Annotated in this window: 17 protein-coding genes; 5 read left to right on the top strand and 12 right to left on the bottom strand. The window is 61.9% G+C overall.

Annotated features, from left to right (window positions below; translation table 11 throughout):
* Positions 1 to 51: 51 nt before the first annotated feature.
* Positions 52 to 291: a hypothetical protein gene (locus tag WFQ67_RS10070; RefSeq protein WP_337056730.1), complete on the bottom strand. Its 240-nt coding sequence runs from the start codon at positions 289 to 291 to the stop codon at positions 52 to 54.
* Positions 292 to 338: 47 nt separating this feature from the next.
* Here WFQ67_RS10070 and WFQ67_RS10065 point away from each other — a divergent pair, with 47 nt between their 5' ends.
* Positions 339 to 497 carry a hypothetical protein gene (locus tag WFQ67_RS10065; RefSeq protein ID WP_337056729.1) on the top strand — a complete coding sequence of 53 codons (159 nt, stop codon included), beginning with the start codon at positions 339 to 341 and terminating at the stop codon, positions 495 to 497.
* Between the two features lie 5 nt (positions 498 to 502).
* Here WFQ67_RS10065 and WFQ67_RS10060 read toward each other — a convergent pair whose 3' ends face one another.
* The 6 genes from WFQ67_RS10060 to WFQ67_RS10035 form a co-directional block, all read right to left on the bottom strand.
* Positions 503 to 1,246: a hypothetical protein gene (locus WFQ67_RS10060; RefSeq protein ID WP_337056728.1), complete on the bottom strand. Its 744-nt coding sequence runs from the start codon at positions 1,244 to 1,246 to the stop codon at positions 503 to 505.
* Positions 1,247 to 1,255: 9 nt separating this feature from the next.
* Positions 1,256 to 1,720: a hypothetical protein gene (locus WFQ67_RS10055; RefSeq protein WP_337056727.1), complete on the bottom strand. Its 465-nt coding sequence runs from the start codon at positions 1,718 to 1,720 to the stop codon at positions 1,256 to 1,258.
* Between the two features lie 260 nt (positions 1,721 to 1,980).
* Complete coding sequence (locus tag WFQ67_RS10050; RefSeq protein WP_337056726.1) at positions 1,981 to 2,247, bottom strand: hypothetical protein; 267 nt, start codon at positions 2,245 to 2,247, stop codon at positions 1,981 to 1,983.
* 402 nt (positions 2,248 to 2,649) lie between these two features.
* Positions 2,650 to 2,775: a hypothetical protein gene (locus WFQ67_RS10045; RefSeq protein WP_337056725.1), complete on the bottom strand. Its 126-nt coding sequence runs from the start codon at positions 2,773 to 2,775 to the stop codon at positions 2,650 to 2,652.
* 274 nt (positions 2,776 to 3,049) lie between these two features.
* Positions 3,050 to 3,238 (bottom strand): hypothetical protein, encoded by a 189-nt coding sequence (locus tag WFQ67_RS10040; protein WP_337056724.1) that lies wholly within the window; start codon positions 3,236 to 3,238, stop codon positions 3,050 to 3,052.
* A 429-nt stretch (positions 3,239 to 3,667) separates the two neighbouring features.
* Positions 3,668 to 3,919: a hypothetical protein gene (locus WFQ67_RS10035; RefSeq protein WP_337056723.1), complete on the bottom strand. Its 252-nt coding sequence runs from the start codon at positions 3,917 to 3,919 to the stop codon at positions 3,668 to 3,670.
* 1,286 nt (positions 3,920 to 5,205) lie between these two features.
* On the opposite strand from WFQ67_RS10035, the gene ppsR reads away from it, so the two are divergent.
* On the top strand, positions 5,206 to 6,024 hold the full coding sequence (gene ppsR, locus WFQ67_RS10030; RefSeq protein ID WP_111261444.1) for a posphoenolpyruvate synthetase regulatory kinase/phosphorylase PpsR: 819 nt from the start codon (positions 5,206 to 5,208) through the stop codon (positions 6,022 to 6,024).
* Positions 6,025 to 6,129: 105 nt separating this feature from the next.
* Here ppsR and prpF read toward each other — a convergent pair whose 3' ends face one another.
* The 5 genes from prpF to WFQ67_RS10005 form a co-directional block, all read right to left on the bottom strand.
* On the bottom strand, positions 6,130 to 7,308 hold the full coding sequence (prpF, locus tag WFQ67_RS10025; protein WP_337056721.1) for a 2-methylaconitate cis-trans isomerase PrpF: 1,179 nt from the start codon (positions 7,306 to 7,308) through the stop codon (positions 6,130 to 6,132).
* 97 nt (positions 7,309 to 7,405) lie between these two features.
* Positions 7,406 to 10,015, bottom strand: coding sequence for a Fe/S-dependent 2-methylisocitrate dehydratase AcnD (acnD, locus tag WFQ67_RS10020; protein ID WP_337056887.1), 2,610 nt, complete (start codon positions 10,013 to 10,015; stop codon positions 7,406 to 7,408).
* A gap of 14 nt (positions 10,016 to 10,029) precedes the next feature.
* Positions 10,030 to 11,190 (bottom strand): bifunctional 2-methylcitrate synthase/citrate synthase, encoded by a 1,161-nt coding sequence (gene prpC, locus WFQ67_RS10015; RefSeq protein ID WP_074968784.1) that lies wholly within the window; start codon positions 11,188 to 11,190, stop codon positions 10,030 to 10,032.
* Between the two features lie 129 nt (positions 11,191 to 11,319).
* Positions 11,320 to 12,207: a methylisocitrate lyase gene (prpB, locus tag WFQ67_RS10010; protein ID WP_337056719.1), complete on the bottom strand. Its 888-nt coding sequence runs from the start codon at positions 12,205 to 12,207 to the stop codon at positions 11,320 to 11,322.
* Entirely contained in the window at positions 12,204 to 12,926 is a 723-nt protein-coding gene (locus WFQ67_RS10005) for a GntR family transcriptional regulator (protein ID WP_213629016.1), read from the bottom strand. The genes prpB and WFQ67_RS10005 overlap by 4 nt, the downstream gene beginning before the upstream one ends.
* A 296-nt stretch (positions 12,927 to 13,222) precedes the next feature.
* Here WFQ67_RS10005 and rloA point away from each other — a divergent pair, with 296 nt between their 5' ends.
* From rloA to WFQ67_RS09990, 3 genes are read left to right on the top strand one after another with little or no spacing between them, the layout of a single operon-like run.
* Positions 13,223 to 13,759 (top strand): retropepsin-like aspartic peptidase RloA, encoded by a 537-nt coding sequence (rloA, locus tag WFQ67_RS10000; protein ID WP_337056718.1) that lies wholly within the window; start codon positions 13,223 to 13,225, stop codon positions 13,757 to 13,759.
* Between the two features lie 5 nt (positions 13,760 to 13,764).
* Positions 13,765 to 15,291 (top strand): osmotic stress tolerance membrane protein RloB, encoded by a 1,527-nt coding sequence (gene rloB, locus WFQ67_RS09995; protein WP_111261437.1) that lies wholly within the window; start codon positions 13,765 to 13,767, stop codon positions 15,289 to 15,291.
* 3 nt (positions 15,292 to 15,294) lie between these two features.
* Positions 15,295 to 16,281: an alpha-L-glutamate ligase-like protein gene (locus WFQ67_RS09990; protein ID WP_043243282.1), complete on the top strand. Its 987-nt coding sequence runs from the start codon at positions 15,295 to 15,297 to the stop codon at positions 16,279 to 16,281.
* Positions 16,282 to 16,292 lie beyond the last annotated feature (11 nt).

The following is a 16,292-nucleotide window of genomic DNA, read 5'->3' as shown; positions in this document are numbered from 1 at the left end:
GGAGGTTTCTCTCAGGAAACCCCTTGGTCCTTTAAGTGAGGGTTTTTGCTGCTACCCAGCTATTTCGATGCGACCGAGGATATCACTGAGCTTGTAGACGTAGGTGGCAGGGCCTTGGAATACCAAGAGCAATCCGCTCGGACCAGAGTCGATGAGGTAGGACAGCGGCTGCTCTACGCTGCCCTGGATGAAGGTCGATTTGATGTCAGTGCCCAGGAGTTGTCCGGCGCTGATCTTGGGGACCTGGCAGTGGAACTTGATGGATTTAATAGAAGTTGCGTTAGTGGTCACTGTATGATCCCCTTACGTTTCATTACATTCGATTGATTGGAGGCCCCATGGCTCATCGCGAGACTGAAGAACCCTCTGGTCTGGCCCGCTTCGCTATCCAAGAAGGCGAGCAGGTTCCGCCGCTTAGCGCCGCTCTTGTTGAGGCCTTCGATGCAGCTGCAAAGCTTCAAGACGAAGAGCTTCAGGGTGGCGACGAGGAAGAGTGATCTCCTCATTTCAGCTCGCTCCAGAAGACCAGCAGGTTGCGAGCCCCTTCAGTAACAGGAAGCCCCTTGTGCAGCGTCCGGCTGCCCTGGAAGAGCATTGCGTGACCCTGCGGTAGCTGAGGGACCACAAACGGCTCGCCCAGACCCTGCGGCTTCACCATCGTCCCGCCCCCTTCGTGGAAGTCACTCAAAGCGACCACCAGCGTGATGTCCGAATCGCGGTCGTGGTGCCAGTTTCCATGCGCCGTGTTGTCGGGCCGGTACTGGGCGAACTGGATGCTGGTCATCTTGGTCTGCTCCAACTGGTAGAGCACACGGGTCAGCGGGTTGACCACGTTGTTGAAGAGCCCATGAAGGCAGCTGTGAAGTGCCGGGCAGTTGTCGCTCAGGGTGATCTCAGGGATTTGCACCTCGGCGGCCTCGTCCGGGTTCACCTCGAAGGACATCGCGGCGATCTCGTTGAGCAGCTTTTCGCAGTACCCAGGATGTAGGAAGGGGATCGAGTAGACACCAGAGATTTGCCGGTGCATCAGTCCCATCCGCTTGCCCCGCCCGCTGTACTCCGTAACGAGTGCGTCCAGGCTGGACATCCATGCATCGGGCCCATCTACGAGGTCGGCCCAGGTCAGGCCATTGCGCTCCTCAGATGCCTCACCCATCGCCTTGAGGGTCTGGATGTGTGCTGCGAGTTCAGGGTGGTACTTGTCCACAGACGCAATAGCTACGCCTGCATTGGTCAATACATGCATTAACGAACCTCATGATGTTGGCTGCTTGTTGAAAACTTCAAGGGCCTCGTTGATGACTTTGAGTTCGGCTTGCGCCTTCTCGATAGTCATTTCAAGGGCGCGCTTTGTTTCCTCAAGTTCCTTCACGAAGTCCGCATTGGATTTAGGCTCCAAACCGACATGCCCGAGGACAGTGCGGTAAGGCTTAGGTGGGCGGCCTTGGCTACCCATTAGGTGTCCGTGTTTACGGCGGAAGTTCTGGACGTTCTTCGACTTCAAACCAACATCGTCGATTTGTTGATTCGTCCAGCCTGCGTAATATAGGCGTGTGGCCAACTTTGATTCTTCCGAGGCTTGTGGGCCCCAGGCTTCACCAGTTTTCACCAGGCGCTTAAAGTCCTCTGCATACGGGACCGAAGCGTCCACCGGAATATCCTCCATCTTCCCGAGGAGTTCTCCGATGTTTAATTCAGGATCAAACGGCAAAGTGGCCACGCTACATACTCCCATGTGCATGAGATTCATCTTTCCGATGGCCACGAGGAAGCCCAAGTGAAGGGCTCACTCGGGCACGTCAGGTGTTTCTTCTTGGGGCGTAAGGACTACGCCTCCTGAGTAGGAATGTCATTGCGTTGCGTTCCATTACGTTTCATTGCTTTGCATTTGGTGAAACCAGCGGAGCCCTCAGAGAGGCCTAAGGGCTCGACTTGTTTCACATCCCGTGAATCATACGACAAACACGAGTTTACTGGTGTTTACTTCTGCTCATTACGCGGCAGGAAGACGTGAGCGTAGGAACCGTCCGGTAGGCAGCCGCTGACGAAATCCGTATAGCCATTCCCGCCGGGAAGTGAGACCCATCCAAGCTTTGCGCACAGGGCCTTTGCCGCGCCTTTGTGGTTCTCCTCAAGACTGAGCCCGTAGTCGTAGCTGAGCGTCAGCGTCCCCGCACCTGCGGTGGCTTTCATGCGCGTCCCTCTGGTGTTGGTTGCCCCATAGAACTTGGTTTGAATAGCTTGCATGACGTTATAACCTCACATTGACGTTGCGTTTCATTGCGTTGCGTTAGGTGCATCGGGCATCCATACTACTGTTTATCCATCCAGTAGAATGCCGCCATGGACAACTTCAAGCTTCCGCCCTTTCGCCCCCTTACCAACCAAGAACTCCGGCAGCTATGGAAAGCGAATCCCACAGGGCCCGTGCGTCACCTCGTGCTTGAGGTGGAGCGCTACAGGCGCCTATTCAAGGAGATTGACGGCCTCTACCTGACCACGCACGAGGCATGGCGCAGGACAGTAGGTGGCGACCTCACAGCCCTTCACCTGATGAAGAGCCTGATGTTCGACGAGCGTGGTAGGACGCCCTAATAGAGCCACCAGCGGAGACCCCGCAGAGCTACGCAGGGTCTCGACTTGTGTCACTTAATGGACAGGCTTGATGCGGCGCTTGGACCAGCCGAGGCCTCGAACATAACTGAGCGCCTCGTTGTAGCTGAGGAAATACTTGGTGAACCGTAGGGCTCCGCGTCCTATGTCGATCTTGTACATTACGATGCCCTCCTTAGCTCTGGGTTGTTGGGCCATGTTGGGTGGCTGTGACAGTAGGAATATCGCTTGTCCAAGCGCCCTGAAGTGGTCACTTCGAATTCCGTATTGGCCAACCACTCCGCGTCGTCTGCAAACTGGAGCGGGTACGCTTCGCCATTGGGCATAGGCCTCCTGGCCCACCCCGGGCAATGCTCCCCGGTGAACCGATGGACATACATTGCCTTTGCGGCCTTCTGAGTAGCTTCAGGGAGCTGAGAACCAAAGACCCGAGCCATTACGCATGCCTCCTTTCGACGCCTTGCAGGCTTCCCCAGAGGGTTTCCCCGAGGTCCGTCCTCCTGTCCCACACGGTAATCTGAGCCCGCTGGTGGAACGTCAGGCCCATTTCAAGCTGACGCTCATTGGTCAAACTCAGGGCGTGCTGACGCCTCCTGGCCACGAGCAGGTTCTTCGCGAGGTTCATGGTGTTACTCCTTAGCGTTGCATTACGTTGCGTTGGTGTTTCGGTGAATCCAGCGGAGCGCCCTGCCCTGAAGGCGCTCGACTTGAATCACTCAGTACCCAGCCCAGGCCCGAAGCTCCTGAAAGGACTCGAAGTAGCGGATGCCCATCGTGCTCGTCTCATCGCGCCCAACGATCCTGTAGAGCCCATTGGTCCCATTTAGGGCGTGCGAGCTGACGAACCAATCGTGTTCCCGTGCCCAGCGTACTTCGCGCCAAGTGATGTCTGGCTGCCTCCTCATTCAACCGGCTCCCCACGCATAGCGCGTCCATAAGCCGCGCGCTGTTCGTCAAGACGCTCAATCAGCCTAAGTAGGCGCGCAGCCTCAGCTGTATCCCCGGCAATTAGAGCCCTGTGGTAAAGCTCCTCAAGTGACCTCATTGCCGGCCCTCAGTACAGGATGTCGAGATAGTCGTAAGCCACGATGAACTCGCACTGATCCTTCGAGAGGGTCTGCGTTTGTTCATACATAACTTCCACCTGCTCAACGAACGCCTGCGCATCGTCCCCTTGCAGAAACACCTCGCTGTCGTTCTGCCCGAGCATGGCAACCGTGGGCATTCTGTAGTCCACAGTTACGTACTTCAGGCTGCGCCGGGCGTAGTCCTCCTGGCGCTTCAGGATTGCGATTAGCTTGTCCATCGTCGTTACCTTCCATTGCGTTGCATTACATTGGGATGCGCCCTAAGTCCCTACCCATGACCTCTGTTCAGGCCCTGAGGCGCATCACCTAATGAATCATCGCTGTAGGTGTGCATTACGTTGTCACTATCCGAATTGTTAAAGAGCGTTTAGGGCCTTTCGGTCCAAGGCATCACTGCCTGACTTGCCGCTCATCTTACGGAAAACCCTAAGTCTGTCAAGTGTTAAACCCTAAGTTAACCCTAAGTGCCTGCCGGTCTTATCTTCGGTTCGTCGGTCTGCCTGTATGTCAGTCCCTAATGTGCCCGCTGTGCGAGGCGTAGAGACCAAGGCCCAGTGCAGACCCAGCTAACTCAAGGCGTTCAGCCTTTGGTGTTTCCCGTAGTGTTAAAGAGCGCTTCCAGTCGTCTTGGGCTTCACCCTGTCCGTCTGGAGTGGCGCCATAATATCGAACTTAGGGTTTAAGTCAACACCCTAAATCGATAAAACCCTAAATTAACCCTAAGTCACTAAGTCGGCCTTAGGTAGGGCTGTGGTCTGGCCTTAGGTGGGAATGGGTAGGGATGGCCTTAGGTGGCCTTGAGAGGGCTTGAGGTGCGCTTACAGATAGGGACAGCCATGGACGCCTTAGGCGAACCCTCAAGCCCCACCAGTGGCCCCATAGGCACCCACAGGCCCATAGTCCCCATGGGTCTACCCAGTGTCACAACTGTTAGAAACCCTTAGGAATCAACAGGTTGCATGGGTCTCCCTTGGGGTCCTTAGGGCGCGGGTAGCGCATGGGGTCCTTATAGGCGCCCAGGGTGGCATAGGGGCACCGGGGGGAATCCCGAGGTGATCCCCAATGAGATGGGCTCTCAGATTTTTCTCTCAGATTCTTAAAGGCCCTACAGTCGCCCACAGGCGATCTTCAGGACCATGAATGCCTGACTACCTTAGGTTCACTAATTGGTGCCTCTAAGGGCTGAGAGTTGCCTTCCTGGGCATTTAAGAGTGAAGTGGTAACGAACTCTTAAATGCCGGGCGCGGGGTGTTAGAACCCTGTTAGGAAAGTGTTAGATCGGGGAATGCAGTTGAAGGGAGAGACCTTGTATACTGGGCTTGCGCCAGCAACTGGATAGTACAAGGTGATCTCTCCACTATCTGTTGGAAAAGCTCGTGCGGAGCGGTTCCGCCGTGTTCTGGCGCGAGGCCGGAAAAATGAGTCACAATGCGGGCCGGCAATGGGCCAGCAAAAACGGGCCTATGATAGCCAAGAATCGATCCCGACTTAAGGCCTTTGGCGCATGAAACGAACCGCTTTTTTCATCTCCGACGGTACCGGCATCACCGCTGAAACCCTCGGGCAGAGCCTGTTGGCGCAGTTCGAGACCATTACCTTCGCGAAGCTCACGCGGCCTTATATAGACAGCGTCGAAAAAGCGCGCGCCATGGTACAGCAAATCAATATAGCTGCCGAGGCGGACGGGGCCCGGCCCATCATCTTCGACACCATCGTGAACCAGGAAATCCGTGACATTCTCGCCACGTCCAACGGGTTCATGATCGACATCTTCTCGACCTTCCTCTCCCCGCTGGAACAGGAACTCACGTCGCACTCTTCCTACTCGGTGGGCAAGTCGCATTCGATCGCCCACAGCGCCAACTACATGGAACGCATCGAGGCCGTGAACTTCGCCCTCGACAACGACGACGGTGCCCGCACGCATTACTACGACAAGGCCGACCTCATCCTCGTTGGCGTTTCCCGCTGCGGAAAGACGCCGACCTGCCTGTATATGGCAATGCAATACGGAATTCGTGCCGCAAATTATCCGCTGACCGAAGAAGACATGGAGCGCCTGCAACTGCCGGCCGCCCTGAAGAAGTACAAGAGCAAGCTGTTCGGCCTGACCATCGACCCCGACCGCCTCACCGCGATCCGCAACGAGCGCAAGCCCAACAGCCGCTACGCCAGCTTCGCCCAGTGCGAGTTCGAAGTCCGCGAGGTGGAGAACCTGTTCCGTCGCGAGAACATCAACTTCATCAACTCCACGCATTTCTCGGTCGAGGAGATCTCGGCGAAGATTCTCGTGGAGAAAGGTGTCGAGCGGAGGCTCAAATAAAGCTGCAAGCTGCAAGCTGCAAGCTGCAAGACGATCATGGCCCGGGTCTCGCGAGATGCCCGGGCTTTTTCTTGCCGCTTGCGATTTGAAGCTTGAGGCTTCCGGCTACGCCGGAACCCTCACCCATCCTTCCATCAATATCCGCGCGCTGCGGCTCATGATTGCCTTGGTCACCTGCCACTGGCCGTCCACTTGCCGGGCTTCAGCGCCCACGCGCAGGGTGCCCGAGGGGTGTCCGAAACGCACCGCCGTGCGCTCTCCACCGCCGGCCGCCAGGTTCACCAGGGTGCCGGGGATGGCCGCGGCGGTGCCGATGGCGACCGCCGCCGTGCCCATCATCGCGTGGTGCAGCTTGCCCATGGACAGCGCTCGTACCAGCAGGTCGATCTCGTCGGCCTTCACCGTCTTGCCGCTGGAGGCCTGGTAGTCCCTGGGCGGCGCGACGAACGCCACCTTCGGCGTGTGCTGGCGGGTCAGCGCCTCTTCGGGGGACGTGATCAGCCCCATGCGCAGTGCGCCGGCGACGCGGATCTTCTCGAAGCGCGCCAGCGCCTCGGGATCGCCGTTGATGGCCTCGCGCAGCTCGGTGCCGGTGTAGCCGATGTCCTCGGCGTTGACGAACACCGTGGGAATGCCGGCGGTGATCAGGGTCGCCTTGAAGGAGCCGACGCCCGGCACGTCCAGCTCATCCACCAGGTTGCCGGTGGGGAACATGGAACCGCTCTCCTCCCCGTCATCCGACGGATCGAGGAATTCCAGCACGATCTCCGCCGCCGGGAAGGTCACCCCGTCCAGCTCGAAATCGCCGGTTTCCTGCACCTGGCCATCGGTGACCGGCACGTGGGCGATGATGGTTTGCTGGATGTTGGCCTGCCAGATGCGCACCACGCAGGTGCCGTTGGCCGGAATGCGTGACGGGTCCACCAGCCCGGCATGAATGGCGAAGGCGCCCGCCGCGGTGGACAAATTGCCGCAGTTGCCGCTCCAGTCGACGAAGGCCTTGTCGATGGAGACCTGCCCGTAGAGGTAGTCGACATCGTGCCCCGGCTGGCTGCTCTTCGACAGGATCACGCACTTGCTGGTGCTGGAGGTCGCCCCGCCCATGCCGTCGATGTGCGCGGCGTAGGGATCGGGGCTGCCGATCACCCGCATCAACAGCCGGTCACGGGCCTCGCCCGGCACCTGGCAGGCCTCGGGCAGGTCCTGCAGGCGGAAGAACACACCCTTGCTGGTGCCGCCACGGATGTAGGTGGCGGGGATTTTCACTTGCGGCAGATGAGCCATGAGTGCAGTCCTGAGAAATGGCCCGGATGTCATCCGGGCTAAGCCTTCAATCAATGAGCCGCAGGGTGGAGGGAAAAGCGCCCTCCACCCTGCGCAGTCAGGCGACCTCGCCCTTGAGGAAGTCCCTGGCGAAGCGCTGCAGCACGCCACCGGCCTTGTACACGCTGACGTCGGCGGCGGTGTCCAGGCGGCAGGTCACCGGTACCCGCACCACCTCGCCGTTGCGGCGATTGACCACCAGGGTCAGGTCGCAGCGCGGCGAAATGTCGCCTTCGACGTCGTAGGTCTCGGTGCCGTCCAGGCCCAGGGTCAGGCGCGTGGTGCCCGGCTTGAACTCCACCGGCAGCACGCCCATGCCCACCAGGTTGGTGCGGTGGATGCGCTCGAAGCCTTCGGCCACGATCACTTCCACACCCGCCAGGCGCACGCCCTTGGCCGCCCAGTCGCGGGACGAGCCCTGCCCGTAGTCGGCACCGGCGACGATGATCAGGTTCTGCTTGCGGTTCATGTAGGTTTCGATGGCTTCCCACATGCGCATCACCTGGCCTTCCGGCTCCACACGGGCCAGCGAACCCTTCTTCACCTGCCCATCGACCACGGCCATCTCGTTGACCAGCTGCGGGTTGGCGAAGGTGGCGCGCTGGGCCGTCAGGTGGTCGCCACGGTGGGTGGCGTAGGAGTTGAAGTCCTCCTCCGGCAGGCCCATTTTCGCCAGGTACTCGCCGGCGGCCGAGTCCGCCAGGATGGCGTTGGACGGCGACAGGTGGTCGGTGGTGATGTTGTCCGGCAGGATCGCCAGCGGCCGCATGCCCTTGAGCGTGCGCTCGCCGGCCAACGCGCCTTCCCAGTACGGGGGACGGCGGATGTAGGTGGACATCGGGCGCCAGTCGTACAGCGGGCTTTCCGCCTCCTGCACGCTGCCCAGGTCGAACATCGGGATGTAGATCTGCTTGAACTGCTCGGGCTTCACCGAGGCCGCGACGATGGCGTCGATCTCCTCGTCGCTCGGCCACAAGTCCTTCAGCGTGACCGGGTTGCCCTGGGCATCGGTGCCCAGCGGGTCCTGCTCGATGTCGAAGCGCACGGTGCCGGCGATGGCATAGGCCACCACCAGCGGCGGCGAGGCGAGGAAGGCCTGCTTGGCGTAGGGGTGGATGCGCCCGTCGAAGTTGCGGTTGCCCGAGAGCACGGCGGTGGCGTACAGGTCACGGTCGATGATCTCCTTCTGGATCACCGGGTCCAGCGCGCCGGACATGCCGTTACAGGTGGTGCAGGCGTAGGCGACGATGCCGAAGCCGAGCTTCTCCAGCTCCGGCAGCAGGCCGGCTTCCTCCAGATACAGCTTGGCGACCTTGGAGCCCGGGGCGAAGGAGGTCTTCACCCAGGGCTTGCGCACCAGGCCGAGGGCATTGGCCTTCTTCGCCACCAGGCCGGCGGCGATCACGTTGCGCGGGTTGGAGGTATTGGTGCAGCTGGTGATGGCAGCGATGATCACCGCGCCATCGGGCATCAGGCCCTTCGCCTCTTCGTCACGACCAGCCTGCAGCTTGGCCTCGTCGGCGATGCCGCGCTCGGCCAGCGCCGAAGTGGGCAGGCGGCGGTGCGGATTGGACGGGCCGGCCATGTTGCGCACCACGCTGCCCAGGTCGAAGCTCAGCACGCGCTCGTACTCGGCGGTCTTCAGCGCGCTGCTCCACAGCCCCAGGGTCTTGGCGTAGTTCTCCACCAGCGCCACCTGCTCGGGCTCGCGGCCGGTGAGCTTGAGGTAGTCGATGGTCTGCTCGTCGATGTAGAACATCGAGGCGGTGGCGCCGTATTCCGGGCACATGTTGGAGATGGTCGCGCGGTCGCCGATGGACAGGCTGTCCGCCCCCTCGCCGAAGAACTCGACGTAGGCGCCCACCACGCGCTCCTTGCGCAGGAACTCGGTGATCGCCAGGACGATGTCGGTGGCGGTGATGCCGGGCTGGCGCTGGCCGGTCAGCTCGACACCGACGATGTCGGGCAGGCGCATCATCGACGGGTGGCCGAGCATCACGGTTTCGGCTTCCAGGCCGCCGACGCCGATGGCGATCACGCCCAGGGCGTCCACGTGCGGCGTGTGCGAGTCGGTGCCGACGCAGGTGTCGGGGAAGGCGATGCCGCCCCGCGCCTGGATCACCGGACTCATTTTCTCCAGGTTGATCTGGTGCATGATCCCGTTCCCGGCGGGGATCACATCGACGTTCTTGAACGCGGTTTTCGTCCAGTCGATGAAGTGGAAGCGGTCCTCGTTGCGGCGGTCCTCGATGGCGCGGTTCTTTTCGAAGGCGTCCGGGTCGAAGCCCGGGGCCTCGACGGCCAGGGAGTGGTCGACGATCAACTGGGTCGGCACCACCGGGTTGACCTTGGACGGGTCCCCGCCCTGCTCGGCGATGGCATCACGCAGGCCGGCCAGGTCCACCAGCGCGGTCTGCCCGAGGATGTCGTGGCAGACCACGCGCGCCGGGTACCAGGGGAAATCCAGGTCGCGCTTGCGATAAACCAGCTGCTCCAGCGATGCGGTCAGGTCGGCGGGCTCGCAACGGCGCACCAGCTGCTCGGCCAGCACGCGGGAGGTGTAGGGGAGCTTGTCCCAGGCGCCGGCCTGGATCGCCTCGACCGCCTCGCGGGCGTCGAAGTAATCCAGCGCGGTGCCGGGCAAGCGCTTGCGGTATTGGCTGTTCACGGTCGTGGTCATTGTTATTTACGGTCCTTGAGCGGCACGAACTTCAGGTCTTCGGGGCCTGTGTAGTTGGCGCTCGGGCGGATGATCTTGCCGTCGATGCGCTGTTCGATGACGTGGCTGGACCAGCCCGAGGTGCGGGCGATCACGAACAGCGGGGTGAACATGGCGGTGGGCACGCCCATCATGTGGTAGCTGACGGCGCTGAACCAATCGAGGTTGGGGAACATCTTCTTGATTTCCCACATGGTGCTTTCCAGTCGCTCGGCGATGTCGAACATCTTGGTGTTGCCCTGCTCCACGGAGAGCTCGCGGGCCACTTCCTTGATCACCTTGTTGCGCGGGTCGGAGACGGTGTAGACCGGGTGGCCGAAGCCGATGATCACTTCCTTCTTCTCGACACGGGCGCGGATGTCGGCCTCGGCCTCATCCGGGCTGTCGTAGCGCTTCTGCACTTCGAAGGCCACCTCGTTGGCGCCGCCATGCTTGGGCCCGCGTAGCGCGCCGATGGCGCCGGCGATGCAGGAGTACATGTCCGAGCCGGTGCCGGCGATCACCCGCGAGGTGAAGGTGGAGGCGTTGAACTCGTGCTCGGCGTACAGGTTCAGCGAGGTGTGCATGGCGCGCACCCAGGATTCGCGGGGCTTCTCGCCATGCAGCAGGTGCAGGAAGTGGCCGCCGATGGAGTCGTCGTCGGTCTCCACCTCGATGCGCTTGCCGTTGTGGCTGTAGTGGTACCAGTACAGCAGCGCGGAACCCAGGGAAGCCATCAGCTTGTCGGCGATGTCGCGGGCGCCGGGGTGGTTGTGGTCGTCCTTCTCCGGCGACAGGCAGCCCAGCACGGAGACGGCGGTGCGCATCACATCCATCGGGTGGGCGGAAGGCGGCAGCTGCTCGAGCGCGGCCTTGACGCCAGCGGGCAGGCCGCGCAGGGCCTTCAGCTTGGCCTTGTAGCCGGCCAGCTCGGCGACATTGGGCAGCTTGCCATGGACCAGCAGGTGGGCGATCTCTTCGAATTCGCAGCGATTGGCGAAATCCAGCACGTCGTAGCCCCGGTAGTGCAGGTCGTTGCCGGTACGGCCAACGGTGCACAGGGCGGTGTTGCCGGCGGCGGTGCCGGAAAGGGCCACGGATTTCTTCGGCTTGAAGCCCGGAGTGGTGGTTTCGGTGGTGCTCATCGGTATCTCCTCGAGTCTTTTTGTTCTGTTGCGCTGTATGGCGGGCCGGAAGGTGATCCGATGAAGCCCTACCCGCGACGCTGATGTGGTGGGCTGAAGCGGATCGCCGCCCGGCCCACCCTACCCTGGTTACTTCTTGCCGGCGGCGAACAGCGCGTCGAGCTTCTGCTCGAAGGCGTGGTAGCCGATGCGGTCGTAGAGCTCCGCACGGGTCTGCATCAGCTCGATCACATCCTTCTGGTGGCCGTTCTGGCGAATCGAGGTGTAGACGACTTCCGCCGCCTTGTTCGCCGCGCGGAAGGCCGACAGCGGGTAGAGCTGGATGGCCACGCCAACCGAGGCCAGCTCGTCACGGGTGAACAGCGGGGTGGCGCCGAACTCGGTGATGTTGGCCAGCACCGGCACCTTCAGGGCCTCGACGAAACGCTGGTAGGTCGGCAGGTCGTAGGCGGCCTCGGCGAAGATGCCGTCGGCGCCGGCTTCCACGTAGCGCAGGCAGCGCTCGATGGCGGCGTCCACGCCCTCGGCCTGGATGGCGTCGGTGCGGGCGATGAGGAAGAAGCCAGGGTCAGTCTTGGCATCGGCTGCCGCCTTGACGCGGTCGACCATCTCCTCGCAGGAGACGATCTCCTTGCCCGGGCGGTGGCCGCAACGCTTGGCGCCGACCTGGTCCTCGATGTGGGCAGCAGCGGCGCCGGCCTTGATCAGGTTCTTCACTGTGCGCTCGATGTTGAAGGCACTGGGGCCGAAGCCGGTGTCGATGTCCACCAGAAGCGGCAGGTCGCATACATCGGTGATGCGGCGCACGTCGGTGAGCACGTCGTCCAGGGTGTTGATGCCCAGGTCCGGCAGGCCCAGCGAACCCGCCGCCACGCCGCCACCGGAAAGATAGATGGCCTTGTAGCCGGCACGCTTGGCCAGCAGCGCATGGTTGGCGTTGATCGCACCGATCACCTGCAGCGGGCTTTCTTCGGCAAGGGCCTGGCGGAAACGCTGGCCGGCGGAGAGCTGGGTCATGAATCACCTCGGGTCTGGGAGGGGTTGGCGACGGCGCCCTGGTAGTGGCGCTCGATATTGCGTTTGGAAGCGCCGATGTGACGGCGCATCAACAGCTCGGCCAGTTCACCGTCACGGTCGGCGATGGCATCGAGAATGCGGTGGTGCTCGGCAAAGGCCTGGCGCGGGCGATTGGGCACGCTGGAGAACTGCAGGCGGTACATGCGCACGAGCTGGTACAGCTCGCCGCAGAGCATGCGGGTCAGGGTCTGGTTGCCGCTGCCCTGGATGATCCGGTAGTGGAAGTCGAAGTCGCCTTCCTGCTGGTAGTAGCCACGCCCGGCCTGGAAGGCCTCGTCGCGCTCGTGGGTCTCCAGCACCGCGCGCAGCTCGTCGATCTCCGCCTGGGTCATGCGCTCGGCCGCGAGGCGGCAGGCCATGCCTTCGAGGGATTCACGGATTTCATAGAGCTCGATCAGCTCGGCGTGGCTGAGCGACACCACCCGGGCACCGACATGAGGCACGCGCACCAGCAGCTTCTGCCCCTCCAGCCGATGCATCGCCTCGCGCAGCGGACCGCGGCTGATGCCGTAGGCACGCGCCAGTTCGGGCTCGGAAATCTTGCTGCCGGGCGCGATCTCGCCCTTGACGATGGCCGCCTGGATACGCCGGAAGACGTGCTCGGACAGGGTTTCCGAGTCTTCGGCCTGGGTAACGGGTTCTTCAGCGGCATCAAACATGATTGTCGACACATTGAAAAATTACCCCGCAAAAATAACGCCGCATCGCCACCCAGTCAAACTGGAACACATCTATTGTCGACAATCATCGTAGATCGCAAAAAATTCATTTGAACAGGTCACAGCCTTAACAAAGCGCCATAAGCGTCTGTCGCCCCGGAAAACCTGCGTGTTAGAATGCGCCGCTCAAGCGCCTGGCGGGGCGCCACCAGCTAGCTGCTAGACTCGTACGCCAGGCGCCGAGGCCATCAGGCCAGGCATCGGGCATCAGGACCTCGAACGCTCTCCAAGGACCCATGACTCTCAAGCCCTTCGCATTGCTCATATGCCTGCTAGCACTGCCAGGCCTCAGCCTCGCCGCCGACAAGACCGTCTATGGTCTGAATGAATACGCCCGCCTCTTCGGTCTCGACCTGGTGGTCGCCGCCAAACTCGACACCGGTGCCAAGACAGCCTCCCTGAGTGCCCGCGACATCAAGCGCTTCAAGCGCGATGGCGAGACCTGGGTGCGTTTCTACCTGGCCATCGACGATGCCCACGCGCATCCCATCGAGCGGCCCCTGGCGCGCATCAGCAAGATCAAGCGCCGTGCCGGCGACTACGACCCGGACGAAGACAAGACCTACACGGCACGGCCGGTGATCGAACTCGACGTCTGCATGGGCAGCGCCCTGCGTACGATCGAAGTGAACCTCACCGACCGTAGCGCTTTCCAATACCCGCTTCTGATCGGTTCCGAGGCGCTCAAGCGCTTCGATGCACTGGTCGACCCGAGCCTTAAATACGCTGCCGGCCAACCCGGCTGTGCCACTGACGCAAACTCTGCCGAGTAACTCACATGCGCTCTCTTACCCTGCATCTGAAAGTCCTGATCACCCTGCTGGTGAGCCTGGGCATTCTGATAACGGCCTACCAGATCTTCATTCAGGGCATCCCGATCACCGAGGATGAGACCGACGACCTCTGGAACATCGACGCCAAGGTCGAATTCCAGGCCAGCCCGCGTGACCCGATCAAGGTGCAGATGTTCGTGCCGCCGCTGAACCGGGACTACGTCAGCCTCAACGAGAGCTTCATCTCCAACAACTACGGCGTGAGCATCAATCGCGTGGACGGCAACCGCAAGGTGACCTGGTCCGCCCGCCGCGCCAGCGGCAACCAGACGCTCTACTACCGCCTGGTGCTGACCAAGCGCTACAGCGGCGAGAAGCCCAAGGACAAGGGGCCGATCTTCCGTGACAGCATCCCGGTCGAAGGGGCCGAGAAGATCGCCGCCGAAGCCCTGCTGGCACCCATCCGCCAGCACTCGGCCGACGTCGAGACCTTCATCAGCGAAACCATCAAGCGCACCAACAACCTGAACGACGACAACGTCAAGTTGCTGCTCGCCGGCGACCAGAGCACGCAGAACAAGGCCAAGGCCATCGAACTGCTGCTGTCCATCGCCCACGTACCGATGGAGCGCGTGCACACCATCCGCCTGGCCGCCGACCAGCCGCAGAGCCCCGAGCTCTGGCTGCGCAGCTTCAACGGTGAGAACTGGCTGTACTTCAACCCCGAGACCGGCGAGCAGGGCCTGCCGGCCGACCGCCTGGTGTGGTGGACCGGTGACGACAACCTGATCACCGTCGACGGCGGCAAGAAGGCCCAGGTGACCTTCAGCCTGAACAACAGCGAGATGAACGCCATCCGCCTGGCCAAGCTGACCGACGAGAACACCGACGCCGACTTCCTCGAGTACTCGCTCTACGGCCTGCCGCTGCAGACCCAGCAGACCTACCAGATCATGATCATGATCCCGATCGGCGTGCTGGTGATCCTCATCCTGCGCAACCTCGGCGGCCTGCAGACCCTGGGCACCTTCACCCCGGTGCTGATCGCCCTGGCCTTCCGCGAGACGCAACTGGGCTTCGGCATCGCCCTGTTCACCATCATCACGGCGCTGGGCCTGTCGCTGCGGTCCTACCTCGAACACCTGAAGTTGCAGATGTTGCCCAGGCTGTCGGTGGTGCTGACGTTCGTGGTGATCCTCATCGCGGTGATCAGCCTGCTCAGCCACAAGCTGGGCCTGGAGCGCGGCCTCTCCGTGGCGCTGTTCCCGATGGTGATCCTCACCATGACCATCGAACGCCTGTCCATCACCTGGGAAGAGCGCGGTGGTGGCCATGCCTTCAAGGTCGCCATCGGCACGCTGTTCGCCGCGACCCTGGCGCACCTGTTAATGACCGTGCCGGAGCTGACCTACTTCATCTTCACCTTCCCTGCCGTGCTGCTGATCATGGTGGGCTTCATGCTGGCGATGGGTCGCTACCGCGGCTACCGCCTGACCGAGCTGTTCCGCTTCAAAGCCTTCCTGAAGGACTGAGCCATGTTCGGCCTGATCAAGACGTGGAAAGCCCTTGAAGCCAAAGGGATCATGGGCATCAACCGACGCAACGCGGACTACGTGCTGAAGTACAACAAACGGCACCTGTACCCGATCGTCGACGACAAGATCATCACCAAGATGCGCGCCATCGAGGCGGGCATCCACGTGCCGGAAATGTACGGGATCATTTCCACCGAGAAGGAGATCGACAAGCTCGATGAGATCATCGGCGAGCGTAACGATTTCGTGATCAAGCCCGCCCAGGGCGCCGGCGGCGACGGCATCCTGGTGATCGCCGACCGTTTCGAGGGCCGTTACAAGACGGTCTCCGGGAAGATCATCAGCCACGAGGAGATCGAGCATCAGATATCCTCGATCCTCACCGGCCTCTACTCCCTCGGCGGGCACCGCGACCGTGCGCTGATCGAGTACCGCGTGACCCCGGACCAGATCTTCAAGAGCATCAGCTACGAAGGCGTGCCGGACATCCGCATCATCGTGCTCATGGGCTACCCCGTGATGGCGATGCTGCGCCTGCCCACCCGCCAGTCCAACGGCAAGGCCAACCTGCACCAGGGCGCCATCGGCGTGGGTGTGGACCTGGCCACCGGCGTCACCCTGCGCGGCACCTGGCTGAACAACAAGATCGCCAAGCACCCGGACACCACCAACGCGGTGGACGGCGTGCAACTGCCCAACTGGGACGGCTTCATGAAGCTGGCGGCCGGCTGCTACGAGCTGTGCGGCCTGGGCTACATCGGTGTCGACATGGTGCTGGACCAGGAAAAGGGCCCGCTGATCCTCGAGCTCAACGCCCGCCCCGGCCTGAACATCCAGATCGCCAACGACTGCGGGCTGACCCATCGCGCCCACGCGGTGGAAGCCCGCATCGCCGAGCTGCAGGAAAAAGGCATCGTGGAAACCCCGGAGGAACGCGTGCGCTTCTCCCAGGAGCTGTTCGGCCACGTGCACCCCGCCGAACTCTGATCCACCCTGCC

Origin of the sequence: Pseudomonas sp. USHLN015 (assembly GCF_037153275.1) — a bacterium.
GTDB classification, from domain to species: Bacteria; Pseudomonadota; Gammaproteobacteria; order Pseudomonadales; family Pseudomonadaceae; genus Metapseudomonas; species Metapseudomonas tohonis.
This window is presented reverse-complemented; position numbering and strand designations above follow the sequence as displayed.